The organism is Stenotrophomonas sp. 8(2023) (genome assembly GCF_030345295.1).
GTDB classification, from domain to species: domain Bacteria; phylum Pseudomonadota; class Gammaproteobacteria; order Xanthomonadales; family Xanthomonadaceae; genus Stenotrophomonas; species Stenotrophomonas muris.
Genome location: NZ_CP128404.1, coordinates 296,731 through 321,988, shown reverse-complemented (window position 1 = coordinate 321,988; position 25,258 = coordinate 296,731). Strand labels below are relative to the sequence as shown.

The 25,258-nt window shown below is 67.5% G+C and carries 23 protein-coding genes; 13 read left to right on the top strand and 10 right to left on the bottom strand.

Annotated features, from left to right (window positions below):
* Positions 1 to 18: 18 nt before the first annotated feature.
* The 6 genes from QP609_RS01475 to QP609_RS01450 all read left to right on the top strand — a co-directional run bounded on the left by QP609_RS01475 (position 19) and on the right by QP609_RS01450 (position 5,625).
* Entirely contained in the window at positions 19 to 1,128 is a 1,110-nt protein-coding gene (locus QP609_RS01475) for an AI-2E family transporter (protein ID WP_032961455.1), read from the top strand.
* 91 nt (positions 1,129 to 1,219) lie between these two features.
* Positions 1,220 to 1,687: a hypothetical protein gene (locus tag QP609_RS01470; protein WP_032961458.1), complete on the top strand. Its 468-nt coding sequence runs from the start codon at positions 1,220 to 1,222 to the stop codon at positions 1,685 to 1,687.
* Between the two features lie 74 nt (positions 1,688 to 1,761).
* A complete protein-coding gene (locus QP609_RS01465; RefSeq protein ID WP_049441851.1) occupies positions 1,762 to 2,481 on the top strand; it encodes an HAD-IA family hydrolase in 720 nt (239 codons plus the stop codon).
* Positions 2,482 to 2,484: 3 nt separating this feature from the next.
* On the top strand, positions 2,485 to 3,852 hold the full coding sequence (locus QP609_RS01460) for a M17 family metallopeptidase (protein ID WP_005411979.1): 1,368 nt from the start codon (positions 2,485 to 2,487) through the stop codon (positions 3,850 to 3,852).
* Positions 3,853 to 3,988: 136 nt separating this feature from the next.
* Entirely contained in the window at positions 3,989 to 5,092 is a 1,104-nt protein-coding gene (locus QP609_RS01455; RefSeq protein ID WP_053495702.1) for a catalase family peroxidase, read from the top strand.
* Positions 5,089 to 5,625 (top strand): cytochrome b, encoded by a 537-nt coding sequence (locus tag QP609_RS01450; protein ID WP_049441850.1) that lies wholly within the window; start codon positions 5,089 to 5,091, stop codon positions 5,623 to 5,625. Before QP609_RS01455 ends, QP609_RS01450 begins: the two co-directional genes overlap by 4 nt.
* Positions 5,626 to 6,158: 533 nt before the next feature.
* Here the strand turns inward: QP609_RS01450 and QP609_RS01445 are convergent.
* The 3 genes from QP609_RS01445 to QP609_RS01435 are packed head-to-tail and all read right to left on the bottom strand — an operon-like array spanning position 6,159 to position 8,106.
* Entirely contained in the window at positions 6,159 to 6,761 is a 603-nt protein-coding gene (locus QP609_RS01445) for a response regulator transcription factor (RefSeq protein WP_014645643.1), read from the bottom strand.
* Positions 6,758 to 7,981: a sensor histidine kinase gene (locus QP609_RS01440; RefSeq protein ID WP_032956229.1), complete on the bottom strand. Its 1,224-nt coding sequence runs from the start codon at positions 7,979 to 7,981 to the stop codon at positions 6,758 to 6,760. The genes QP609_RS01445 and QP609_RS01440 overlap by 4 nt, the downstream gene beginning before the upstream one ends.
* On the bottom strand, positions 7,978 to 8,106 hold the full coding sequence (locus QP609_RS01435; protein ID WP_257473236.1) for a hypothetical protein: 129 nt from the start codon (positions 8,104 to 8,106) through the stop codon (positions 7,978 to 7,980). Before QP609_RS01435 ends, QP609_RS01440 begins: the two co-directional genes overlap by 4 nt.
* A gap of 202 nt (positions 8,107 to 8,308) precedes the next feature.
* Between QP609_RS01435 and QP609_RS01430 the strand changes: the two genes are divergently transcribed.
* The 4 genes from QP609_RS01430 to QP609_RS01415 all read left to right on the top strand — a co-directional run bounded on the left by QP609_RS01430 (position 8,309) and on the right by QP609_RS01415 (position 12,856).
* Positions 8,309 to 9,556 carry an efflux RND transporter periplasmic adaptor subunit gene (locus QP609_RS01430; RefSeq protein ID WP_100450917.1) on the top strand — a complete coding sequence of 416 codons (1,248 nt, stop codon included), beginning with the start codon at positions 8,309 to 8,311 and terminating at the stop codon, positions 9,554 to 9,556.
* A gap of 102 nt (positions 9,557 to 9,658) precedes the next feature.
* The gene (locus QP609_RS01425) at positions 9,659 to 10,348 is read left to right on the top strand and encodes an ABC transporter ATP-binding protein (protein ID WP_004137569.1); all 690 of its coding nucleotides are present in this window, start codon (positions 9,659 to 9,661) and stop codon (positions 10,346 to 10,348) included.
* Between the two features lie 14 nt (positions 10,349 to 10,362).
* Positions 10,363 to 11,520 (top strand): ABC transporter permease, encoded by a 1,158-nt coding sequence (locus QP609_RS01420; protein WP_014035671.1) that lies wholly within the window; start codon positions 10,363 to 10,365, stop codon positions 11,518 to 11,520.
* A gap of 13 nt (positions 11,521 to 11,533) precedes the next feature.
* On the top strand, positions 11,534 to 12,856 hold the full coding sequence (locus QP609_RS01415) for an ABC transporter permease (RefSeq protein ID WP_197621673.1): 1,323 nt from the start codon (positions 11,534 to 11,536) through the stop codon (positions 12,854 to 12,856).
* Between the two features lie 96 nt (positions 12,857 to 12,952).
* On the opposite strand, the gene QP609_RS01410 is transcribed toward QP609_RS01415, so the two are convergent.
* Positions 12,953 to 13,231, bottom strand: coding sequence for a YrhB domain-containing protein (locus QP609_RS01410; RefSeq protein ID WP_197621672.1), 279 nt, complete (start codon positions 13,229 to 13,231; stop codon positions 12,953 to 12,955).
* 358 nt (positions 13,232 to 13,589) lie between these two features.
* Here QP609_RS01410 and QP609_RS01405 point away from each other — a divergent pair, with 358 nt between their 5' ends.
* Positions 13,590 to 16,415 carry a TonB-dependent receptor gene (locus QP609_RS01405; protein ID WP_197621671.1) on the top strand — a complete coding sequence of 942 codons (2,826 nt, stop codon included), beginning with the start codon at positions 13,590 to 13,592 and terminating at the stop codon, positions 16,413 to 16,415.
* A gap of 207 nt (positions 16,416 to 16,622) precedes the next feature.
* Here QP609_RS01405 and rarD read toward each other — a convergent pair whose 3' ends face one another.
* Positions 16,623 to 17,519 (bottom strand): EamA family transporter RarD, encoded by an 897-nt coding sequence (gene rarD, locus QP609_RS01400; RefSeq protein WP_014645638.1) that lies wholly within the window; start codon positions 17,517 to 17,519, stop codon positions 16,623 to 16,625.
* Positions 17,516 to 18,421, bottom strand: coding sequence for a drug/metabolite exporter YedA (gene yedA / locus QP609_RS01395; RefSeq protein WP_197621670.1), 906 nt, complete (start codon positions 18,419 to 18,421; stop codon positions 17,516 to 17,518). The genes rarD and yedA overlap by 4 nt, the downstream gene beginning before the upstream one ends.
* A 223-nt stretch (positions 18,422 to 18,644) precedes the next feature.
* Between yedA and QP609_RS01390 the strand changes: the two genes are divergently transcribed.
* Together QP609_RS01390 and QP609_RS01385 are read left to right on the top strand one after the other, a co-directional pair.
* The gene (locus QP609_RS01390; RefSeq protein ID WP_014645636.1) at positions 18,645 to 19,979 is read left to right on the top strand and encodes an MFS transporter; all 1,335 of its coding nucleotides are present in this window, start codon (positions 18,645 to 18,647) and stop codon (positions 19,977 to 19,979) included.
* Between the two features lie 67 nt (positions 19,980 to 20,046).
* The gene (locus QP609_RS01385) at positions 20,047 to 20,343 is read left to right on the top strand and encodes a hypothetical protein (RefSeq protein WP_014645635.1); all 297 of its coding nucleotides are present in this window, start codon (positions 20,047 to 20,049) and stop codon (positions 20,341 to 20,343) included.
* A gap of 127 nt (positions 20,344 to 20,470) precedes the next feature.
* On the opposite strand, the gene QP609_RS01380 is transcribed toward QP609_RS01385, so the two are convergent.
* The 4 genes from QP609_RS01380 to QP609_RS01365 all read right to left on the bottom strand — a co-directional run bounded on the left by QP609_RS01380 (position 20,471) and on the right by QP609_RS01365 (position 25,161).
* Complete coding sequence (locus QP609_RS01380; RefSeq protein WP_197621674.1) at positions 20,471 to 22,123, bottom strand: M28 family metallopeptidase; 1,653 nt, start codon at positions 22,121 to 22,123, stop codon at positions 20,471 to 20,473.
* Between the two features lie 105 nt (positions 22,124 to 22,228).
* Positions 22,229 to 23,161, bottom strand: a complete 933-nt coding sequence (locus tag QP609_RS01375) for an MBL fold metallo-hydrolase (RefSeq protein WP_197621669.1) — start codon at positions 23,159 to 23,161, stop codon at positions 22,229 to 22,231.
* A gap of 204 nt (positions 23,162 to 23,365) precedes the next feature.
* The gene (locus QP609_RS01370; protein ID WP_032956243.1) at positions 23,366 to 23,662 is read right to left on the bottom strand and encodes a hypothetical protein; all 297 of its coding nucleotides are present in this window, start codon (positions 23,660 to 23,662) and stop codon (positions 23,366 to 23,368) included.
* Between the two features lie 203 nt (positions 23,663 to 23,865).
* Positions 23,866 to 25,161: a tryptophan--tRNA ligase gene (locus QP609_RS01365; protein WP_014645631.1), complete on the bottom strand. Its 1,296-nt coding sequence runs from the start codon at positions 25,159 to 25,161 to the stop codon at positions 23,866 to 23,868.
* Positions 25,162 to 25,258: the final 97 nt, after the last annotated feature.

The following is a 25,258-nucleotide window of genomic DNA, read 5'->3' as shown; positions in this document are numbered from 1 at the left end:
TTCCCGGTTGGTGCGTCGATGAGCGAGTCCCTCCTGTCCCCGTCACCAGCCGATCCGCAGGGTGCGGAGGCGCCGCTGCCGCCCCCGTCGCGTCCACGCGGGCCGATGTCGCTGGTGGTCCTGGCCACCCTGGCGGTGGGCTACACGCTGTGGGCCGCGCAGGACATCATCCTGCCGGTGCTGCTGGCGATGTTCTTCGCACTGGTCGGCAACCCGATCCTGCGCCTGCTGCAGAAGCTGTGGATTCCGCGCGCGCTGGGCGCACTGCTGATCCTCGGCGCCGGGCTGGGCGTGACCGGTTCGCTGGCGGTGCAGTTGATCGGTCCGGCGATGGAATGGGCGCAGGAAGCACCGCAGCAGCTGCGCAAGGTGGCCCGGCAGGTGCAGGACCTGACCAAGCCGGTGCAGCAGGCCAACCAGGCGGCGGAAAACTTCGCCCGCGTGGCCGGCGGTGACAGCAACCACAAGGTGCAGGTGATCCGCACCCAGCTGGACGATCCATACCGCATGCTGACCCGTGCACCGCGCCTGGCCGCGTCGGTGCTGGCGGTGGTGCTGCTGACCCTGTTCTTCATGATCTACGGGCAGAGCCTGCAGCGCGCAGCGATCGCCCTGTTCCCGAACCGCCAGCAGCAGCGGTTCACCACCGACATCCTGCGTTCGATCGAACGGGAGGTCTCGCGTTACGTGCTGACCATCAGCGTCATCAACACCCTGGTCGGGCTGGTGTTCGCCGGCGTGCTGATGCTGCTCGGCATCGGCCTGCAGGAAGCACTGCTGTGGGGCACGGTGGCTGCACTACTGAACTTCGCCCCGTATGTGGGCCCGCTGATCGGCGTGGCGCTGATGCTGTTGATGGGCTTCGTCGAGTTCCGCGACCCGCTGCAGGCCCTGCTGCCGGCCGCCGCCTACCTGGGCCTGCACACCCTGGAAGGGCAGATGGTGACCCCGATCGTGCTGGGCCGTCGGATGAAGCTGTCGCCGCTGGTGCTGATCCTGGCGCTGATGGTGTTCGGCTGGGCCTGGGGCATGATCGGGCTGCTGCTGGCAGTGCCGCTGCTGGTGTGCATCAAGCTGGTGCTGGCACGCCTGGATGGCATGCAGGGCTGGGCACGCCTGCTGGAGTGACGGCATCAACAACGGATGGACGCAGGTGGCGGAACCAGAAACAGGGACGAAGTGGCAGACTATGGCGCCCTACCCGGATGGATCCGCTCGTATGAACTCTCTCGCCACGCGTTGCCTTGCCTTGGCCTGCATTGCCGCTCCCGCGTTCGCCGCGACACCGCCGACTGCCGATCAGGCGCGCACCCAGCTTGCTGAGGCGGTTACCTGCAAGCGGCACCTCACGCCCATGCAGTTCGACGCCATGGCCCGGATGCTGGCACCGGCCCCGGCAAGGGCGCAGGACGGCGAATCCAGCGGCGAGTTCCGGCTGACCACGCCCTTGATGGTGCTGGGCCAGCCCGTGAACCGGCTGCAGTCCTATGACGGCGACAGCGGCGAGGATGGCATCGACAGTTTCACCGCGTACTTCAGCTCGGCCAGTGTGGAACAGGTCGCGGCACTGGCGAAGATGTCCGACCCGGTAGCAGGCACCTACACGAAGGAAGTTGGGCGGCACAACCTGGACGTGCAGCAGTTCGACGGCCAGACCACCATCGCCTGCTCGTACAACCTGCGCTGACCCGGCCCAGCCACAGTGCCCACCCGCCCGCCGCGTCGCATGAAAGCCCGCGCGGGCAGGGGTAGAATGGCGAGGTGAATTTCCCCGTCCAAGCCATCACCCTCGACCTTGACGACACGCTGTGGCCGTTCGCTCCGATCGGCGCCCGCATCGAACAGGTCCTGCACGCCTGGATGTGCGAACACAGCCCCGCTACCGCCGCGATGTATCCGGTGGAGGCGATGCGCGAACTGCGCGAGCGGCTGTACCACGCCCATCCGCACCTCCACCACGACCTGAGTGCGCTGCGCCGGCTGACCCTGCACGAAGCACTGCACACCAGCGGTGCCAGCCTCGATCTGCTGGAGCCTGCGTATGAAGTGTTCTACGCCGCGCGCAACCAGGTGGAGTGCTATCCCGATGCGATCGACGCGCTGGCGCGCATTGCCGCACGGGTACCGGTGGCGGCGCTGAGCAACGGCAACGCCGACCTGGAGCGGATCGGCCTGGCCCATCATTTCGCCTTCCAGCTGGGTTCGCGCGAACACGGCGCGGCCAAGCCCGAAGCCAGCATCTTCCATGCCGCGTGCACCCGCCTGGGTGTGGCACCGGCACAGGTGCTGCACGTCGGCGACCATGCCGACATGGACGTGGCCGGGGCGATTGCCGCCGGCCTGCGCGGCTGCTGGATCAACCGCGACGCAGCCACCTGGACCCATCCGCAGCTGCAGCCGGACCTGCAGTTCGACACCCTTACCGGCCTGGCCGACTGGTTGGATGCCAACCTCGACGCCGCCGCACCCCGGAGTACCTGACGCATGAGCGAGATCACTGGTTTCACCGCCGACACCGCTGCGGCGCTGCCGTTGTACGTGCTGGACCGCGAGCAGTTCGCCGCCTGGAAGGACAGCCAGCCGGCTGCCACGCAGGCGTGGCTGGCATCGCAGGGCTTCAACGCCGGCGCCCACAGCGTGGCACTGCTGCCGGGCGCCGATGGCCTGGCCGGTGCCGTGATGGGCGTGGGTGATCGTGCCGATGCCTACAGCTATGCGCATGCGCCGCACGCGCTGCCGGAAGGCAGCGTCTGGCAGCTGGCCAATGAACTGCCGGCCGCCGAACTGGCGCTGCTGCAGCTGGGCTGGGGCCTGGGCAGCTACCGCTTTGACCGCTATCGCAAGCGCAACCGCGCACCGGCGCAGCTGGTGGCCTCGCCGACCGGCGAAGTGGCCGACCTGATCGCCGCCAGCCTGCGCGTGCGCGACTGGGTCAACACCCCGACCGAAGACATGGGCCCGCAGCAGCTGGAAGACGCCGCGCGCGCGCTGGCCGATGCACATGGTGCGCAGGTCGAGGCGATTACCGGCGACGAACTGCTGAAGCAGAATTTCCCGGCCATCCACGCCGTGGGCCGCGCTTCGCATCGTGCGCCGCGCCTGGTCGTGCTGCGCTGGGGCAGGGAAACCGACCCGGCGCTGGTGCTGGTGGGCAAGGGCGTGTGCTTCGATACCGGCGGGCTGGACATCAAGCCGGCCGACGGCATGCGCAACATGAAGAAGGACATGGGTGGCGCCGCGCATGCACTGGCCCTGGCCGGCCTGGTGATGGCACGTGGGCTGCCGGTGCGGCTGACCCTGCTGGTGCCGGCGGTGGAAAACGCGATCGGTCCCGATGCCTTCCGCCCGGGCGAAGTGATCGCCACCCGCAAGGGCCTGAGCGTGGAGATCGACAACACCGATGCCGAAGGCCGCGTGATCCTGTGCGATGCGCTGACCTTCGCCGGTGAGCAGAAGCCGGACCTGGTGCTGGACTTCGCCACCCTCACCGGTGCCGCGCGCATCGCACTGGGCCCGGACCTGCCGGCACTGTTCAGCAACGACGACACGGTGGCCCAGCAGTGGCTGCAGGCCGGTGACGCGACCCGCGACCCGGTCTGGCGCATGCCACTGTGGCGCCCCTACCTGCGCTACCTGAGCAGCGGCATCGCCGACCTGGCCAACGCCGGTTCGCGCATGGCCGGCTCGGTGACCGCCGCGCTGTACCTGGAACGCTTCCTGGAAGACGGCCAGCGCTGGGCGCACCTGGATGTGTATGCCTGGAACGACGGCGAGCGCCCGGGCCGTCCGGCCGGTGGCGAAGCGCTGGCGCTGCGCTCGGCGTGGGCGATGCTGAAGCAGCGCTACAGCTGATCGGGTGGGTGCCGACCGTTGGTCGGCACCCCGTCCCCGGAAAATCTGACGAAAAATTGAATTTCGGCCCCGGCCGGGTTCTGCGAGGATGTGTGGGTCGACCACCCACACGCTCCGTGAAGGCAGGACTCCGACCATGTCGCTCTTCCGCTACACCCGCGCTGGCCAGACGCCGGGCGCGCCACGCAAGCATTCACCCCTGCTCTGGATCGCACTGATCGCACTCATTCTGGGTGCGGTCGCGCTGGCCTTCGCCTGGCTGGCCGGCTGGATTGGAAACCGCCTGACCGCGCAGCGCTTCACCGACACCATCGAGGCCACCGGCCCGGCCCACCCGGGCTTCCGCCGCGCGCACAGCAAGGGCATCTGCGTGAGCGGCTGGTTCGAACCCAGCGCGCAGGCGCCCACCCTGTCCAGCGCACGGGTGTTCTCGCAGCGCCGCGTGCCGGTGATGGGCCGGTTGTCGATCGGCGGCGGCGACCCCTACGGCGCCGACAACACTGCACGCGTGCGCAGCCTCGCGGTGCAGATGGTCAGCGATGATGGCCAGGAATGGCGCATGGCGATGAACAGCTTCCCGTTCTTCGCCGTGCCCAGCGCCGAGGCGTTCTACGAGCAGACCCGCGCCTCCATTCCCGACCCGGTCACCGGCAAGCCCGATCCGCAGAAGATGGCCGCGGTGCTGGCCAAATACCCCAGTGCGCAGGCTTTCCAGCAGTGGGCCAAGACCGCGCCGTGGACCAGCAGCTGGGCCGACACCACCTTCAACAGCGTCAACAGCTTCTGGTTCACCAATGCGCAGGGCCAGAAGCGCGCGGTGCGCTGGCGCTGGCAGCCGCAGGCGCCGGTGGTGGAGATGGATGCGGAAACCCGCAAGCAGGCCAGCGTCGATTTCCTCAGCCAGGAACTGCAGCAGCGCCTGGCCAGCGGCCCGGTGCGCTGGAACCTGGTCGTGACCACCGCCGAGCCTGGCGATGCCATCGATGATCCGTCGGTACCGTGGCCCGAATCGCGTGATCAGGTAGTGGCCGGCGTACTCAGCCTGGACCGCATGCAGTCGCAGGAACAGGGCGCCTGCGGGCAGATCAATTTCGATCCGCTGATCCTGCCCAGCGGCGTGCGTGGCAGTGACGATCCGATCCTGGCGGCCCGCTCGGCCGTGTATTCGCAGTCCTTCAACCGCCGCGAACGCGAGCGCGCCACCGGCAACGTCGAGCAACGGAAGGAGGCCGCACGATGAGCACCGGCAACGGCCACTTCAACCTGCTGGCGCGGGTGCTGCACTGGTCCATGGCGCTGATGATCGTCGCCATGCTGTTCATTGGCGTGACCATGGTCGCCTCGCTGCACCTGCGACCGATGCTGATCGACCTGCACCGCCCATTGGGCATCACTATCGGCGTACTGGTGTTGCTGCGCCTGTACAACCGGCTGCGTCATCGCCCACCGCCGCTGCCGGCGGATCTTCCTGTGTGGCAGGTGATGGCGGCCAAGGCCTCGCACTGGATGCTGTACGCACTGATGCTGGCGATGCCGCTGATCGGCTGGGCGATGCTGTCGGCCGGCGGTTACCCGATCGTGCTGTGGGGTGGCCTGCACCTGCCGCCGATCGTGCCGCATACCCCGGCGCTGTATGCCGCGTTGCGCAATGCGCACAGCCTGCTGGCCTATGTGTTGTTTGCCACGGTGCTGATGCATGTGGGTGCGGCGCTGTTCCACCTGTGGGTGCGGCGTGACGGGGTGTTCCAGGCGATGGCGCGCGGGAAGAATTGAAAGGATTCGCCGGGCGTTCCCGGCGGATTGTTTCCGCGACCGCGGGGGGTGTCACTTTCTTTGCGCGCAAAGAAAGTAACCAAAGAAACGCTCCGCCGGCCGCGAGCCGGCGTGCTTCGCACGCCGGTGCCCTGCGCTCCTCGGTCCGTCGAGGGACGGCGCGGGAACTCGCTGCGCTCAGACACCCGCGCCTCTTCGCCCTCGCCGGTCCTGCGGTGCTCGGCTCGCTCAAGGCGGACTGGAAGGTCAAGATCAACAGCAAGAGCATCCACGCATGGCGTGGATCTACCGGGTGCAGATTTTGCCTTTGACGTTGGGTCCGCCTTGAGCGAGCCGAGCATCGCAGGGGAATCAGGGGGCGCAGAGGCGCCGGTGTCTGAGCGCAGCGAGTTCGGCGCCGTCCCCTGATTCGCCGAGAAGCGCAGGGAACCGTCGCGTAGCGACGGCTCGCGCTCTGGCGGCGTGTTTCTTTGGTTACTTTCTTTGCACGAGCAAAGAAAGTGACACCCCTCCGCAGGCGCGGAAATGATCCGCTACAACCACCCCTTCTGCCGCGCCAGCCGGTACGCCTCGATCCGGTTGGCCACGCCCAGCTTGCCGATGCACTCGGACAGGTAATTGCGCACCGTACCGTGCGACAACCCCAGCTGCTCGGCGATCTCGCTGGCGGTGCGGCCCTCGCCCGCCAGCCGCAGTACGCGGCGCTCGCGGTCGGTCAGCGGATCGGCCTGCGACCACGCATCCAGTGCCAGCTGCGGGTCGATCGCGCGGATGCCCTGTTTCACCTTGCGCAGGGCATCGGCCAGGTTCTCGGCCGGTGCATCCTTCAGCAGGTAGCCCAGCACGCCGGCTTCCAGCGCGCGGCGCAGGAAACCGGCGCGGGCGAAGGTGGTCACGATCACCACCTTGATCGGCAGCTCGTGGCGCGCGATGCGCTGGGCAAGCTCGAGCCCGGACAGGCCGGGCATCTCGATGTCGGTGACCAGGATGTCCGGTTGCAGCTGCTGCAGCATCCGCCACGCGGTTTCGCCATCGGCGGCGCTGCCCAGCACCTCGATATCCGGCTCCAGGCCCAGCAACGCCGACAGTGCACCGCGCACCATCGCCTGATCCTCGGCCAGCAGGATGCGGATCATGCGGCACCGTCCTGTGCCAGCGACGGCGGCGCTCCCGGCGGCAACGGTGTGGTCGCGGCAGCCAGTGGCACGCGCACGGTCAGTCGCGTGCCCTCGCCCTTTGCGGACTGTACCTGCAGGCTGCCCCCCAGGGCGGCCACGCGTTCGCGCATGCCGCTCAGCCCGTTGCCCTCGGCCTGCACGCCGCCACGGCCATCGTCGCGGATCTGCATCGCCAGCATGCGTCCCTCCAGCATGAACTCCACCCGTGCCTGTGTCGCCTGTGCATGGCGCACGATATTGGTTGCGGCCTCGCGCAGCACCAGCGCCAGCCCGCGTTCGACATCCACCGGCATCGCCGGTGGTGGTGCGTATTGAAGGTGGACCTGCTGGCATTCCAACAGCAGCCGCGCCGATGCCAGCTCACCGGCCAGGTCGCTGGCGCGGATGCCGGTAACCGCGCTGCGCACCTGTGCCAGCGCTTCGCGGGCGATGGCCTCGGCCTCGCCGATCTCCAGCCGCGCGCGCGCGTCGCCGCGGTCGTGCAGCTTGCGCGCCAGCTCCAGCTTCAATGTGATCAGCGACAGGGTGTGGCCGAGCAGGTCATGCAGGTCGCGGCCGATGCGTTCGCGCTCGGCAGTGGCCGCCAGCCGCCGCACCTCGTCCTGCGACAGCTGCAGTGCCGCATCCTTCTGCTGGTTGAGCGCTTCCACGTTCACGACCAGCCCCACGATGTAGGACACGGCCGGGATCCAGACCAGGCTCTGCCACGGGTACTGGAACAGCAGCGCGAGGCTGCAGAACAGAAGGTTCAGGCCAGTGAGCTGCAGCAGATACTGCCACCAGCCACCGCGTCCGCTCACCCGCAGCAGCACGCAGCCGAACACGAAGTAGGTCAGCCCGGACGGATACCAGGGCAGCAGCACCAGCGACATCGCGATCAGGCCCAGCGCATAGCGCGGAGCGTGATGGCGCGGCGCCACCATCACCTTGGCGTACAGCAGCAGGAACACCGGATAGCTGGCCAGCGTCAGCAGCAGCCAGCGCAGGGTGAAGCCGTGGCCAAGCAAGGGCGTCAGGAAGATCCACACCGACCACAGCAGGTGGACTGCCTCGCTCCAGGGCGATTTTCCCCGGCGCAGCGTATCGGCCACCGCCGAGTCCGGCGCGGGGCGCAGCAGCGAGGCAAGCCATGTCGACGGCACGGGCGGTTCCAGGCGGGGACGATCGCCGCCGATCATGCCAGTTCAGCCGCCTGCGCGCAGGCGCCACCACCGGCCGGGCGGCACCGGCGCAACCGAGCGCGGATCACGGTACGCTTGGCGGCGCGGCTGTGGCGGGCCAGCGACGGGGTGATCGGATCCATGGGCGGTACCGGTAGCGGGGACGTTGCCATCCTGTGCCGCCGTGGTCACGTTTCGCAGTTGCCGCCGTCAGTGTCATCGGGTGACAGCTGTCACTGCCGTCATCGCTGTGTCTGCCTGCATGCTGTGCCGCACGCTCCACCGCCGGAACCGCCGCCGTCCGCCCTTCCGGCCACACCCGCCCAAACGCCTGTGATGGAACGAATGAACGCTTCTGCCGAGCTGTTGAAGGAACTCCGTATCGACCGCAAATCGCCGCCGCCCGCCTCCGGCGGCAGTGGCGGTGGCCGCCGCTGGCTGTGGATCGCGATCATCGTGGTCGTGTTGTTGCTGGCCGCTGTCGGCTTCGCCCTGTTCGGGCGTACGCCGGCAGTGGACGTGGAAACCGCCCCCGCCGTGGCCATCCAGCAGGGCAGCGCCAGCAGTTCGGTGCTCGATGCCAGTGGCTACGTGGTCGCCCGGCGCATGGCCACGGTATCGGCCAAGATCACCGGCAAGGTGCGCGAGGTGATGATCGAGGAAGGCATGCGCGTGGAACAGGGCCAGATCATGGCCACCCTGGACCCGATCGATGCCGACGCGCAGCGCAGCCTGTATGCCTCGCAGCTGCAGGCCGCACGCAGCCAGGTGGCCGGGCTGGAAGCGCAGCAGAGGCAGGCGGCCGCTGAAGCCAGCCGCCTGCAGGCACTGGTCGGCCAGCAGCTGGTGTCGCGCTCGCAGTACGACCAGGCGGTGGCCCAGCGTGACAGCCTGCGTGCACAGCTGGACACCGCACAGCGCAACGTCAGGGTGGCCAACGACCAGCTGGCCATCGCCGATCTGGGCGTGGACAACAACATCGTGCGCGCGCCGTTCTCCGGCGTGGTCACTGCCAAGGCCGCGCAGCCCGGCGAAATCGTCTCGCCGCTGTCGGCGGGCGGTGGGTTCACCCGTACCGGCATCGGCACCATCGTCGACATGGACTCGCTGGAGATCGAAGTCGAGGTCGGCGAGGCCTTCATCGGCCGCGTGCAGCCGAAGATGCCGGTGGAAGCCACGCTCAACGCCTATCCGGAGTGGAAGATTCCGGGCGAGGTGATCGCCATCATCCCCACCGCCGACCGCGGCAAGGCCACGGTGAAGGTGCGCGTGGCGCTGAAGGTGAAGGACCCGCGCATCGTGCCGGAGATGGGCGTGCGCGTCAGCTTCCTGGAGCAGGCGCAGCCGCAGGCGGCCGCCAAACCGCAGGGCGTGCGCGTGCCGGCGGGCGCCGTGGTCCAGCGCGAGGGCGCCTCGGTTGCCTTCGTGCTGGGTGACGAAAGCCGCGTGCAGCAGCGCACGGTCGAGGCCGGCCAGGCGATGGGCAAGGACCGCCAGATCCTTAAGGGCGTGAGCGCAGGTGAATCGGTGGTGCTGAACCCGCCGGACACCCTGCGCGATGGCGCCAAGGTGCAACAGAAACAAGCGCAGTAGCGGCCTGGCGCCCACGGGCGCCGCCGGCAGCACCGCTCGACGCACGCCTGCGGCCCCTGCCGTGGCGCTTCCCCGTTTCCCGCCTTCCGTGGAGAACCACCCATGTCGACCCTGGTTTCACTGCGCAACATCACCAAGACCTACCAGCGTGGCCCCGAGAAAGTGCAGGTGCTGCACGGCATCGACCTGGACATCGCCAGCGGCGACTTCGTCGCGCTGATGGGCCCGTCCGGCTCGGGCAAGACCACCCTGCTCAACCTGATCGGCGGCCTGGACAACCCCAGCGGCGGCGAGATCAGCATCGAGGGCGAGCGCATCGACCAGATGAGCGGCGGCCAGCTGTCGACCTGGCGCAGCCACCACGTCGGCTTCGTGTTCCAGTTCTACAACCTGATGCCGATGCTGACCGCGCAGAAGAACGTGGAACTGCCGCTGCTGCTGACCCACCTCAATGCGGCGCAGCGCCGCCGCAACGCCGAGATCGCGCTGACCCTGGTCGGCCTGGCCGACCGCCGCAGCCACCGCCCGAATGAACTGTCCGGCGGCCAGCAGCAGCGCGTGGCAATCGCCCGGGCGATCGTCTCCGACCCGACCTTCCTGATCTGCGACGAACCGACCGGCGACCTCGACCGCCAGTCCGCCGAGGAGATCCTCGGCCTGCTGCAGCAGCTCAACCGGGAGCATGGCAAGACCATCATCATGGTCACCCATGACCCGAAGGCCGCCGAGTACGCCACGCACACGGTGCACCTGGACAAGGGCGAGCTGGCCGACGCGCCGCTGGCCCACTGACGGAGGCCACGGCGATGAAATACTTCTCGTTGGTGTGGGCGCAGCTGTTCCGCAGCCGTACCCGCACGTTGCTGACCCTGCTCTCCGTGGTGGCCGCGTTCCTGCTGTTCGGCATGCTCGATTCGGTGCGCGTGGCATTCACCTCCGGCGGCAGCGTGGAAGGCGCCAACCGCCTGGTGGTCGCATCGCGGCTGTCGATCACCCAGTCGCTGCCGATCCGCCTGGAAGCCCAGGTGCGGCAGGTGGCCGGCGTGCGCGACGTGGCCTATGGCATGTGGTTCGGCGGCATCTACCAGGACCCGAAGAACTTCTTCCCGAACTTCTCGGTGTCCCCCAACTACTTCGATGTCTACCGCGAGCTGCAGATCGACCCGGCACAGCTGGAAGACTGGAAGCAGACCCGTACCGGCGCCATCGTCGGCGAAACCCTGGCCAAGCAGTTCGGCTGGAAGATCGGCGACACCATCCCGCTGCAGGCCACGATCTTCCCGCGTGGCGGCAGCAACGACTGGCCGCTGGTGCTCAAGGGCATCTACCGTTCCAAGGACCGTGCGCTGGCCGCCAACGAAGAACGCCAGTTGATGATGAACTGGAAGTACTTCGATGAATCCAACGACTACATCAAGAACCAGGTGAGCTGGTACACGGTAACGCTGGACAACCCGGACCACTCTTCGCGGGTGGCGCAGGCGATCGACGCGATCTCGGCCAACTCCGACCACGAGACCAAGACCCAGACCGAATCGGCGTTCCAGCAGGCCTTCGTCAAGCAGTTCGCGGATATCGGCATGATCGTCACCTCGATCATGGGCGCGGTGTTCTTCACCCTGCTGCTGTTGACCGGCAACACCATGGCGCAGGCCGTGCGCGAGCGCGTGCCGGAGCTGGCCACGCTGAAGACGCTGGGCTTCAAGGACAGCACCGTGCTGACCCTGGTGATGGTGGAATCGGTGCTGCTGATCGGCCTGGGCGGCCTGATCGGCATGGGCCTGGCCGCGCTGATCCTGCCGGCCATCGGCCCGAAGAGCATGGGCATGCTGCCGCCGCACGTGCCGACGCCAACCTGGCTGATGGGGCTGGGCCTGATCGTGGTGATCGGCATCATCGTCGGCCTGTTGCCGGCGCTGCGTGCCAAGCGCCTGAAGATCGTCGACGCACTGGCCGGTCGCTGAGGAGAACACAGACATGTTCAAGAGCAAACTCAAGAAGTGGCTGGGCAACGGCGTAACAGTGCTGCTGCTGGCGGTCGGCCTGGCGCTGTGGATCAGCCTGCCGTGGACCGGCGTGCTGGCCGTGACCGTGCTGGTGGCCCTGTGGCTTCTGCTGACCCGCGGGGGGCGACTGGCGCTGGCCGCCACCCGTATCGGCGTGGCCAGCCTGCCGCAGCGCTGGGGCGCGTCCTCGGTGATCGTGGTCGGCATCGCCGGCGTGGTCGGCGTGCTGGTGGCAATGCTGGCGATGGGCGAAGGCTTCCAGGCCACGCTCAACAACACCGGCGATGACACCACTGCCATCGTGCTGCGCGGTGGCTCGCAGGCCGAGACCAACTCGGTGATCACCCGCGAGCAGGTACCGATGCTGTCCACCCTGCCCGGCATCAGCCGCGATGCGCAGGGCCGGCCGCTGCTGTCGCCGGAGCTGTCGCAGGTGGTCAACCTGGTGTCGAAGTCCGATGGCACCGACGTCAACGCGCAGTTCCGCGGCGTGGGCCCGCAGGCGTGGGCGGTGCATGACAAGGTCAGGATCGTCGAGGGCCGCAAGTTCGCCACTGGCCTGCGCGAGATCGTGGTCGGCCAGGGCGCCAAGGGCCAGTTCCGCGACATGGAGGTGGGCAGGACACTGACCCTGGGCAACCAGACCTGGACCGTGGTGGGTGTGTTCGCCACCGGCGATGCGCATGATTCGGAACTGTGGACCGACGCCGATACGCTGGCCACCACCTACCAGCGCAGCGCCTGGCAGTCGATCAGCGTGCGCACCGAGGGCAAGGCAGGCTTCGATCAGTTCAAGGCCGCCGTCGCCGCCGACCCGCGCCTGAAACTGGACGTGGAAACCACCCGCGTGTACTACAGCAAGCAGGGCGGCGGGCTGACCAAGTTGATCGACATCCTTGGCAAGGTGATCGGCACGATCATGGCGGTCGGTGCGGTGTTTGGGGCGCTCAACACCATGTATGCGGCCGTCGCCACGCGCGCCCGCGAAATCGCCACCATGCGTGCGATCGGCTTCCGCGGCCTGCCGGTGGTGACGGCAGTGATGCTGGAGACGATGCTGCTGGCGCTGCTCGGTGGCCTGCTCGGCTGTGCGGTGGCGTGGCTGCTGTTCAATGGCTACAGCGTGTCCACCATCGGCAGCAACTTCAGCGCAGTGGTGTTCAAGTTCCATGTGTCGCCGGAACTGCTGTGGACCGGCCTGAAATGGGCACTGGGCATCGGCCTGGTCGGCGGCCTGTTCCCGGCCCTGCGCGCGGCACGTTTGCCGATCACCACGGCGCTGCGCGAAACCTGAGCATCGCGCAGCGGTGGACTGCGCATCACGCAAGGGGACGGAGCGAAGGCTCCGTCCCTTTCACGTTGCCGAACTCAGAAATCCGCCGCCGCAGCATCAGACGGCGGGGCCGCGCGCGGCCAGATGCTGGCGAAGGACCTCCTCGGGCGGATACGCCGTGCCCAGCGCGTGCTGCTCGCCTGTGTGCCGGTCGACGAAGATCGGCCCATTGCCGGCCAATGCATCCGAGATTTCGCCGGATTGCAGGTAGCGCAGCGACTGGAAGCAGAACAGCCAGCCTTCGACCACTTCGCGCTCATGCGTGATGGCAACCGGCTCATCGTCGCTGGCAAGTGCAGCCTCCACGCGACGGCGTGCTTCTTCAAGCTGGATCATTCCTTCGTCTCCTGCCTTCGATGACAAGGCGAAGAGCATTTCATGCGGGCAGGTGCATCACAACGCCTGCGCGCCTGCATACAAGCGCGTACTGCGACGCGTTGTCGCAACCACTCAAGCGTGCCAGCTTCGTGCCGCTATCGATGCCTCTGCCCATCGCAAACGCAGCGCGCGTGACGCTGCGCACAGCGCATCTGTGGATTGTTGGTTGCGATTCATTTTCGCGCACTTCCAGCAGCGCCGAGACAAACAGTTACGAATGGAAACATTCTAGAATCGCGCCCCCCACGTTGGTTTGCAGCACCCCACGCGCCCATAGAACGGGCGCTTGTTTTTACTGAAACACGAGATTTCACGGATGTCCCTGAAAACCAATCCGCTGCGCAACGCGATCGTCATCGCGCTGGCCGCCAGCTGCACCACCCCCGCCTTCGCACAGAGCGCCGGCGATACCCCGACCAACCTCGACCGCATCGAAATCACCGGCTCGCGCATCCGCCAGGCCAGTGTCGAAACCGCACAGCCGGTGGTCGCGCTCAACCGCGCCGAGATCGAGAAGAAGGGCTACGTCAACGTCGCTGACATCCTGCAGGACATTCCTGCCGCCGGTGCGCCGAGCATGAGCCGCGCCTCGTCGCTGACCTCCTCGCGCGACTTCGGCGGCATGTACGTCAGCCTGCGCAACCTGGGCCCGGAACGCAGCCTGGTGCTGATCGACGGCCGCCGCATGGGCGTCAGCGCCGGCGGTTACTCCGACCTGGCCTCGATCCCGTCGTCCATCGTCGAGCGCGTGGAAGTGCTGACCGACGGCGCCTCCGCGCTGTACGGCTCCGATGCCATCGCCGGCGTGGTCAACATCATCACCCGCAAGAATTTCGATGGTGGCGAAGCCAGCGTCTATGTCGGCCAGTACGGCCAGGGTGACGGCCAGAAGCGCGCCTACAGCGCGACCTTCGGCAAGACCTTCGAGCGCGGCTGGTTCAGCGTGGGTGCCGAGCGCACCAAGGAAGATGAGGTGCTGGGCAAGGACCGCGAGTTCAGCCGTTACACCAACGGCCCGCGCCACCCCAACGATGGCCTCAATGGCAACACCCCGTGGGGCTACGTCACCGTCGGTGGCAAGAACCTGACGGTGGGCCCGGGCGGCGACCCGGGCAAGGCCGGCAACTTCCATGCGCCGGACCCGGCTGATGGTGCCAACACCAAGTCGAACATGAGCCTGCTGACAGGCCTGGAACGCACCTCGGTGTTCGCCAACGGTGGCTTCTCGATCACCGACAACCTGCGCATCGTCGCCGACGCGTTGTACAGCAAGCGCGAGTCGACCAAGCACCTGGCCGGTTACCCGTACTCGGTCAGCGCCGCGCAGGCCCGCAATGGCAGCCGTGCCGCCCTGTCCAAGGACAGCGCGTTCAACCTGTGGGGCCAGGATGCGCTGTTCGCGCACCGTACCGAGGAACTGCCGCGCGGCACCGAGAACAACCTGGAAACCAAGCGCGCCAGCATTGGTCTGGAAGGCAGCTTCGAAACCGGTTCGCGGTACTGGGACTGGAACGTCAACTACATGTACAACCGCAACGAAGGCGAGCGCATCGGTACCGGCAGCATGTACCAGCCGCACGTCAACCTGGCCGTCGGCCCGTCCTTCATGGACGGCAACGTGGCCCGCTGCGGTGCGCCGGGCGCGGTGATCGCCGGCTGCGTGCCGTGGAACCCGGCCGCCCCGATGGGTTACACCGGACCCGGCTCGCTGAGCAACCAGGACGTGCAGGACTACCTGTTCACCCGCTTCGTCGACAAGATGCAGAGCACCACCAAGGTCGCCAGCGGCAACATCTCCGGCTCGCTGTTCACCCTGCCGGCCGGCGACATCCTGGCCGCGATGGGCTTCGAGCACCGCAGCGAAGAAGCCGGCTACACTCCGGACACGATGGTGCAGAAGGGCGAGATCGCCGGCACCAGCGGCCAGCCGACCCGCGGCAACTACTCGCTCAACGAGGTCTACCTGGAACTGCAGGTGCCGCTGCTGGCCGACCTGCCGTTCGCCCGCGAACTGTCGCTGGACATGGCCGGCCGCTACTCGGACTACAACAACTTCGGTTCGACCACCAACAGCAAGTTCGGCCTGAAGTGGAAGCCGATCGACAGCCTGCTGGTGCGCGCCACCTACGGCACCGGCTTCCGTGCGCCGACCGTGGATGACCTGTACGGCGGCACCGTCAGCAGCCGCGACTCGTTCACCGATCCGTGCGATACCTCCTTCGGTACCGCCGCCACCAGCCCGACCGTCGCTGCCCGCTGCCAGGCGCTGAAGGTGCCGGCCAACTTCCGCCAGCTCAACAGCGATGGCAGCGTGGCCACCAAGCCCGGCCAGCAGGCCACCACCGATTTCAGCTCGGGCTCCAACCCGGGCCTGAAGCCGGAAACCGCCAAGACCTGGACCGTCGGCCTGGTCTACAGCCCGGACTTCGTGCAGGGCCTGGACGTCAGCCTGGACTGGTGGAAGATCCGCATCGACAACGCCATCGTCGGTGAGTCGGCCACCAACATCCTGGAACAGTGCTACGTGCAGGGTTCGGATGCCGCCTGCGGCCGCTTCACCCGTGGCAGCAACGGCCAGGTCAACTCGCTGGACCGCTCGCTGGTCAACGCGGGCTACCGCGAAACCGCCGGCTATGACATCAACGTGCGCTACCGCCTGCCGGAAACCGCGTTCGGCAAGTTCGCCGTCAACTGGAACACCACGTACACCGACTACCTGGAGCAGCGCAACGACAGCGCCGCCACCACCCCGGTGGAACAGCGTACCGGTTGGGCCGGCGACTTCCGCGTGCGCTCCACCTTCAACCTGGATTGGCAGTACGGCGACCTCGGCATCGGCTGGACCGCGCGCTACTACTCCAGCATGAAGGAGAAGTGCTCGTACATGGATGAGTGCAACATGCCGGGCTTCAACTCGTCGTACACCAGCGCGTCGCCGACCAACAAGGTGGGCTCCAACACCTTCCACGACCTGCAGCTGCGTTACAGCCTGCCGTGGGATGGCACCGTGTCGCTGGGCGTGAACAACGTGTTCAACCACCAGGGTCCGATCATGTACAGCCAGCCGAACAGCAGCTTCACCTACTACGGTGGCTTCGACATCGGCCGCTTCATGTACATGAAGTACCAGCAGCGCTTCTAAGCCTGCAACCGCGTTCCCGCCACGGCCATCCCTCTCTCCTGGCCGTGGACGGAAGCAGAACGGCGCCCCTCGGGGCGCCGTTCTTTTTTGGGTGGAAGCGGCTCGGATCCCTTCGCCCTGCGAAGGGCTCTGACCCCACGCGACGGATAGAACAGGGTCAGAGCCCTCCGCATTGCGGAGGGATCCGACCCCGCAGCCCCGCCGGCGCTAGCGCTTGGCGCGCATCGTGCGGATGTTGTCGCCGACGAACAGGATCAGGCCGGCCCAGATCGCGGCAAAACCGATCGCCTTGGCGGTATCGAACGCTTCGTGGAAGAAGAACACGCCCAGCAGCAGCTGCAGGCTCGGTGCGATGTACTGCAGGATGCCGACCAGCGACAGCGGAATGCGCTTCACGCCGTAGGCAAAGCCGATCAGCGGTACGGCGGTGACTGCGCCACCGAAGATCAGCAGCAGGTCGTTGCGCCAGCCCCAGCCATGGAAGAACGCACCGCCATGGCCGTTTTCCGCCCAGATCGCGAAGGCCAGCGCCGGCAGGAACAGGTACATGCTTTCCACGCCCAGGCCGGCCACCGGGTCGACCGAGACCAGCTTGCGCAACAGCCCATACAGGCCGAACGAACAAGCCAGGCCGAGCGCGATCCACGGCGGTGTGCCGGCGTCGATGGTCAGCCAGGCCACGCCCACCGCCGCCATCGCCACCGCCACCCATTGCAGGCGGCGCAGGCGTTCCTTCAGCACCAGCACGCCCAGCAGCACGTTCACCAGCGGGTTGATGAAGTAGCCCAGGCTGGTCTCGATGACATGGCCGGCGTTGACCGCCCAGATGTACAGGCCCCAGTTGAAGGCGATGGTCAGGCTCGACACCAGCAGGATCGGCAGCGCGCGCGGCTGCGCGGCGATCTTCTGCCACCAGCCCAGGCGCGAGCTGATCAGCAGCCAGCCCAGCACCAGCACGGTGCTCCAGATGATGCGGTGGGCGATGATCTGGAACGAAGGCACCTCGTTGAGCAGGTGCCAGTACACCGGCACCAGGCCCCAGATCACGAAGGTGGACGCGGTGACCAGCAGGCCCCGGCGTTGTTCTTTCTCGTCCATGCTCATCTCTTTCGCGTCCTTGCCATCGTCAGTACCACCACACCCAGGAGAATCACCGCCATCGCCAGCAGGTCGCGCCAGCCGAAGCGTTCACTGTTGAGCAGCGCGCCGAGCAGCACCGCGATCACCGGGTTGACGTACGCATAGCTGCCGGCCAGCGCCGGACGCACGTTCTGCAGCAGCCACACGTAGGCAGTGAACGCGACGATGGAGCCGAACACGCACAGGTACGCCATCGCCAGCAGGCCACCGGTATCGGGCAGCGTGCTCGGGCGCTCGCCGACCGCCAGGCCGATCAGCACCAGCAGCACGCCACCGCAGATCATCTGCCCGGCCGCGGTCATGAACGGGCCCGGCAGGTCCAGGCCGCGTGCCCACACCGAACCGAAGGCCCAGCCGATCGGCGCGATCAGCAGCAGCACCAGCCCGGTCGGCGAGGCGGTCAGGCTGCTGCCGGCATTGAGCCAGACCACACCGAGGAAGCCGATGGCGATGCCCAGCCACTCACCGCGGCTGGCATGCTGCCCGCGCAGCGCCGAGAACAGCGCCATCCACAGCGGCACCGAGGCCACCGCGGTGGCGGCCAGGCCCGAGGACACCTCACGCTCGGCCAGCACCACCATGCCGTTGCCCAGCACCAGCATGGTCACGCCCATGATGACCAGGTTGCGCCATTCCCGCAGGGTCGGGTTCGGCAGCTTCCAGAACAGGCGCAGCGCCAGGAACATCAGGCCGCCGGCAATGATGAAGCGGCTGCCGGAGACCATCGTCAGCGGCAGTGCGCCGCCGTGCAGGGCCTTGGCGATGCCCAGGTAGGTCGAGCCCCAGACCACGTAGACCAGCAGCAGTGCCAGCGCGACAAGGCCACCCCGGGGGGCAGCCGCAGACGAAGAGGGGGGAGCCGACATGACACACCAGGGAGCCGGGGGAAGGCGGATTCTAGGACGTTTTGAGTATGGTCCGGGACCCCATGCGGTGGCACGCTGTCATCCATCCATGCACCCTGCTCTGGTCTGCTACCCCGTGTTGACGGTCGATGCAGTACCAAGAGGGCTGCCCGGCCGCGCCGCCCCAAGGCCGGGCGCCGTTTTCCCTGCGCACGGACGCGCCGCATCGAGGATTCCCACCCAGATGAGCACCACGCCCCAACCTGCTGTCCCCGCGAACGACCGCGCCGCCCTGCGGCGGTCGATCTCCAACACCCTCAAAGGCTCCGCCGGCAACCTGGTGGAGTGGTACGACGTCTACGTGTACTCGGTGTTCGCCGTGTACTTCGAATCGCAGTTCTTCTCGCCCGACGACAAGAACTCCACCATGTACGTGTGGGCGATCTTCGCCGCGACCTTCCTGATGCGCCCGATCGGCGCCTGGTTCTTCGGCCGCTTCGCCGACCGCCATGGCCGCCGCCTGGCGCTGACCGTCTCGGTCACGCTGATGGCGCTGTGCTCGTTCCTGATCGCCATCACCCCCACCGCCGCCAGCATCGGCATCTGGGCCGCGGTCATCCTGCTGTTCGCACGGCTGCTGCAGGGCTTCGCCACCGGTGGCGAGTACGGCGCCAGCGCCACCTACATGTCCGAAGCCGCCATTCCCGGCCGCCGCGGCTTCCTGTCGTCCTTCCACTACGTCACCCTGGTTGGCGGCCACGTGCTGGCCCAGCTGACCCTGCTGCTGATGCTGACCTTCTGGGGCAAGCCGGAAATCTCCGAGTGGGGCTGGCGCATCGCCTTCGGCATCGGCGGCATCGCCGCGGTGGTGGTGTTCTGGCTGCGCCGTGGCATGGACGAGTCGCTGTCGGAGTCGTCCATCGAGGCCGCGCGCGAGGGCAAGGCGCAGAAGTCCGGTTCGATGTACGAGCTGTTCGTGCACCAGTGGCGACCGCTGCTGCTGTGCTTCCTGATCACCGCCGGCGGCACCGTGGCCTTCTACACCTACTCGGTGAACGGCCCGAAGATGATCCAGAGCGCCTTCGCCGGCAACGATCCGATGACCGGCACCCTGATCAACCTGGGCGTGCTGGCCTTCCTGATGGTGCTGCAGCCGGTCGGTGGCTGGCTGTCGGACATCATCGGCCGCAAGACCCTGCTGGTGTTCTTCGGCGTCGGCGGCGTGCTGTACAGCTGGTACCTGATCACCCAGCTGCCGCACCAGCATGACGCCACCCTGGCCTTCCTGACCCTGGCGCTGGCCTTCGTCATCCTCACCGGCTACACCTCCATCAACGCGGTGGTGAAGGCCGAGCTGTTCCCCACCCACGTGCGTGCACTGGGCGTGGGCCTGGGCTATGCGCTGGCCAACTCGCTGTTCGGTGGCACCGCCCCGCTGCTGTACCAGGGCGCGCTGAAGACCGGCCACGTCGATTGGTTCGCCCTCTACGTGACTGCCACGATCGCGGTATCGTTGGTGGTCTATGTGTTCTTCCTCACCAACAAGGGCCCGAACTGGCTCGACGGCACCCGCAAGTAAGCGCGTTGCCCTGATCGCGGCCACCGGTGCAATGCCGGTGGCCGCTGCGTCTCCCGCTCCTCCACTGATGTGGATCGCGGTGACGCTGGCCGCAGCCACGGCACTGGCCTGGCTGCTGCGCCGCCCCAGCGCACAGGCCGCATGGCCACGTATCGGTTTCGGGATCGCCCTGCTGCTGTTCTGCGCCGCACTGGCGCTGCAGCTGGCAGTGGACCTGGGCAGCGGCCACAGCTCGCTGCAACTGCGCCTGCATCGCGGCGTCAACGGCGGATCGCTGGTCGGCCTGCGCACGATGGTGGCGTGCTATCTGGCAGCGCTCGCCGCCAGCGGCTGGGGCGCCTGGAAGCTGCTGCGCCGGCGCTGACGAACACCCGGTCGTGCCGGCCGCTGGCCGACACCTCCACATTCCTTTGGTAGTGCCGGCCGCTGGCCGTCAACCTCATGAACCTCCGGAAAGAGCAGGCAGTTGCCGGCCAGCGGCCGGCACTACCTCAGCGGCGGGCCGCTTCGCTCTTGTCGCGCGCGCCGCGGAACTCCGATTCCTTTTCCCACGTCGGCCAGCGGCGGCTGTTGGCCAGCTCCGCGCCCAGGTCGTAGACCAGCAGGGTATCGGCAGCGTGGCCGCTCGGGTCCCAGCGCGGCGTCCAGGCATCGCAGGCCTGGTGGTAGCAATCGGCGAAGTACTTCTCGCGCAGCGCGCGGCCGGCTTCAACCCCACCGTCCAGCTTGTCCAGGCCCGGGCCGATGGTGATTGCCGGCACGCCCAGGCGGGCGAAGGCGAAGTGGTCAGCGCGGTAGAAGAAGCCCGCTTCCAGGTTCGGGTCCGGGCTGTAGCTGCGGCCACGGGCCTTGGCCACGCGTTCCAGGTCGCCTTCCAGCGAGACCCGGCCCTTGCCCCACGACGCGATGTCGCGGGTCGGGCCATCCGGGCTGAACATCTCGATGTTCAGCACCGCGGCGGTCTTGTCCAGCGGCGCCAGCGGGTGCGCGGCGTAGTAGCTGGCGCCCAGCAGGCCCTTCTCTTCGGCGGTCAGCGCCACGAAGTACAGCGTGCGCTGCGGCTGCGGGCCGGCGGCGAACACCCGGCCCAGTTCCAGCACCGTGGCCACGCCGGTGGCGTTGTCGATCGCACCGCGGCGGATGCGGTCGCCCTTGGCGTCGGGCTGGCCGATACCGAAGGCATCCCAGTGCGCAGAGAAGATCACCGCCTCGTCGCCATGCTCGCCACCGGGCAGCTTGGCCACCACGTTGCGGGTCACCACCTGCTCGCGCTTCAGCGCGAAGTCCACGCTCAGCTTGGCGTTGTCCAGTGCCACCGGGCGGAAGTCGGCGCGCATCGCCTTGTGCTTCTCCGCAGCAAAGTCCAGGCCGGCGTCGGCGAAGATCGCCTCGGCCAGCTCGCGCTGCATCCAGCCACGCAGCGGCGTGTGCTGCGCCATCGCCTCGTCCTGGCCGCGCTCGATGTCGAACAGCGGCGATGTGCCCGAGCTCTTCACCGTGGCCCAGCCGTAGGCGGCCGGCGCGGTCTCGTGCACGATCAGCACGCCTTCGGCACCACGGCGTGCGGCTTCCTCGAACTTGTAGGTCCAGCGGCCGTAGTAGGTCACCGCCTTGCCGTCGAATGCGCCCGGTGCATCGGCTTCGAAATCGGCATCGTTGATCAGTACCACGACGATCTTGCCGTGCAGGTCCACGTCCTTGTAGTCGTTCCACTGGCGTTCCGGCGCATCGATGCCATAGCCGACGAACACCAGCGGTGCATTCCTGATCTGCACGCGCTTGCGCGGCTGCAGGCTCTGCAGGGTCACGTCCACGCCATTGGCCAGCGCACGCTTGCCCTGCTTCAGCGACAGGCTGGCCTTGGCCGGGCCGTCCAGCTGCGCGCGCACCAACGGGACCGGCTGCACCCAGCTGCCATCCACGCCGCCGGGCTGCAGGCCGTAGCTGCGGAACTGCTCGATCAGGTACTGCACCGTGCGCTCTTCACCCTCGGTGGCCGGCGCGCGGCCCTCGAATTCATCCGACGCCAGAACGCGCACATGGCGCGACAGCGCCTGCGGATCGATGCCGCCACCCGGCAGGTCGTTGGCCGCATGGGCAAGGCCACCGACGAACAGGCAGGACGACAGCAGCAACACGCGCATCGGATTCACGGCAGTACCACGGCTAGCTTGGAAGTCACCAGAGTGTAACGTGGTCGTGACATCACGGCGCGGCTTGGGCCCGCGTCATCCACGCAGGGCGTGGATCTACCTGCTCATGCGATCCAGCCAGCAGGCCAGGCCCTGTGCGTTGAGCTCGATATCCATCGCCAGCACGGTGGTCACTGCCGCATCGTCCAGCGCACAGCCATGCAGCTGTGCACGTTCCAGATACAGCGCCTGCAACGCGGCCAACAGGCAACGATGGCGGTCCGGTCGACCGTCGCACTGGCGGCCGATGGCGGCCATCGCATCGATCTGCTCGAACAGGTCGCCGGCCAGTTTCTCCACCTGTTCCACACGACCGTAGTGGGTCAGGTACATCGCCTGCGGGCCGTAGCCCAGCATGCGCTGGATCGAGGCCTTCATCGCCTCCGGGTCGAACTGCACCGGCGAGGAGGTCGGGAAGATGAAAGCGCCCTGCACGCTGTCCAGCTCGCGGTAGGAGATACCGAAGGTATCGCCGGTGAACCAGCTGCGGCTGCGCGCATCCCATACGCAATAGTGGTGCAGCGCGTGACCCGGCGTGTGCAGCAGCACCAGCTCGCGGCCGGCCAGATCGATGCGGTGGCCGTCTTCGGCCACCACCACGCGCGACTCCGGAATCGCCTCGATGCGGCCATAGCTGCGCGCGATCTCGTCGGCGCCATACACCGCCGTGGCACCGGCGATCAGCCGGGTCGGGTCGATCATGTGCGGCGCACCGCGCGGGTGCAGCACCGCCTTTGCGTTGGGCAGCTGCTGCATCAGCAGGCCGGCGCCGCCGGCGTGGTCCAGGTGCACGTGCGTGAGCAGCAACCAGTCCACCGCTTCCACGCCCAGGCCGGCATCCGCCAGCGCCTGCAGCATCGCCGGCACGGACAGGCCGGTGCCGCAGTCGACGAACGCGGCGCGGCCGTTTTCAACGATCAGGTAAGCCGCGTCGAAGTCCGGGCGCTGGAAGCCGGTATCGATGGTGTGGATGCTGGGGTCGGCGGTCATCGGCACGCACCTGGCAGGATCGGGAACAGACGCCCATGGTAGGCGCGCAGGCGGCCCGGGTTCGATGCGGCTTTGGTCGGAGTCCAGATTCCGTAGAGCCGAGCCCATGCTCGGCTGCCTTTCTGCCAGACATCAGCCGAGCATGGGCTCGGCTCTACAGAGGGCGCGTGCAGTCGAGCATGGCTCGACTCTACAAAGGCGGGGTTACCGGTCCAGCCAGCGCGGTCGCAGCAGCAACGCCAGCACCAGCACCGCCAGGAACGCGCCGTAGGCGTACAGCACCGCCAGCACCTGCGGCCAGATCGGGCCGGCGCCGGGTTGCACCACGCCGATGCGGTAGCCCCACAGCATCGACACAATGCTCAGCGCGAACGCCAGTACCAGGGTGGTGCCATCGAACAGGCGCCGCCGCGCGGTACGCGGCTGGCGCGGGAACAGCCAGTACAGGCTGCCCAGCAGCAGGAACCAGGGCAGGAACAGCAGCAGCGACAACCAGGCCATCGCAGACTCCATGTCATCGCGCCGGCGGCGCGCGGACATCATGCCATGGGTGCTGTGCCACGGTCGTGCCGGCGGGGGCGTCCCTGTAGAGCCGAGCCCATGCTCGGCTGCGTTGCTACCCAGCCGAGCACGGGCTCGGCTCTACAGAGGCGGAGCAAAGTCGAGCATGGCTCGACTCTACAAAGGGCAGGCAGGCCCGGCGATCAGGCCGCTTCGCGCAACACGGCCAGCGCGGCCAGCACGGCGTCCACCTCGGCGTCCAGCTTGAACAGCTCGCTCTGCAGTTGGTCGCCCTGCTCGGCCTGCTTGATCACGGCAATCAGCTGGCCGGCATCACGTGGCGAATCGAAGCCTTCGCTCTGGATCAGCAGCGTGCCGTCGCCGGCGGTCAGCTTGAAGTAGAACCGGCCGTCCTTCTCGCGGTACTGCTTGAACTGCGGCGGCGCCACGCGGGCCACGCCGGCATCTTCGCTGGCGATGTTGCCCGCCGTGGACAGGTCGCGCAGGCCCACGGCGTGGCGCAGTTCTTCCAGCAGCGGTGCCGCCAACTGCTCGCGCAGCTGCTGCCCACGGCGCTTGAGCAGCGCTTCGATCTTCTCCGGCTCGGCCATCAGCGCGTTGTAGCGCTCGCGCAGCGGCGACAGTTCGCTGTCGATGCGCTCGAACAACTGCTGCTTGGCGTCGCCCCAGCTGATGCCGGCAGCGAACGCCTTGGCGAACTCTGCGGTCTGTTCCGGTGTGGCGAACGCCTGGTACATCTGGAACAGCGCCGAGCCTTCGGTGTCCTTCGGCTCACCCGGTGCGCGCGAGTCGGTCAGGATAGAGAACACCAGCTTCTTCAGCTCCTCGCGCGGCACGAACAGCGGAATGGTGTTGTGGTAGCTCTTGCTCATCTTGCGGCCATCCAGGCCGGCCAGCGTCGCCACCTGCTCATCGATCACCACGTCCGGCAGCGGGAAGTACTCCTTGCCGTACACGTGGTTGAAGCGCTGGGCGAAATCGCGCGCCATCTCGATGTGCTGGATCTGGTCACGGCCCACCGGCACCTGGTTGGCCTTGAAGATCAGGATGTCGGCGGCCATCAGCACCGGGTACATGAACAGGCCGGCGCTGACGCCTGCGTCCTCGTCCACGCCTTCCTCGCGGTTCTTGTCCACTGCCGCCTTGTAGGCGTGCGCCCGGTTGAGGATGCCCTTGCTGGCGATGGCGGTCAGGAACCACATCAGCTCGGTGGTCTCGCGGATGTCGCTCTGGCGGTAGAACCACACATGCTCCGGGTCCAGGCCGCAGGCCAGCCAGCTGGCCGCGATCTCCAGGGTCGCGCGCTGGGTGCGCTGCGGGTCCTGCGACTTGATCAGGCTGTGCAGGTCGGCCAGGAAGAAGAAGCTCTCGATCCCCGGCGCGCGGCTGGCCGCGATGGCCGGACGGATGGCGCCAACGTAGTTGCCCAGGTGGGGCGTGCCGGAGGGGGTGATGCCGGTAAGGACTCGGGTCGTCATGACTGCGTGGGGTAACCTTCGATGAACGGGGCCAGTTTACCTTGCACGCCACCAACCCCGTCAGGGCCTGCGGCGCGTTCATTCACCCAACCCCGCT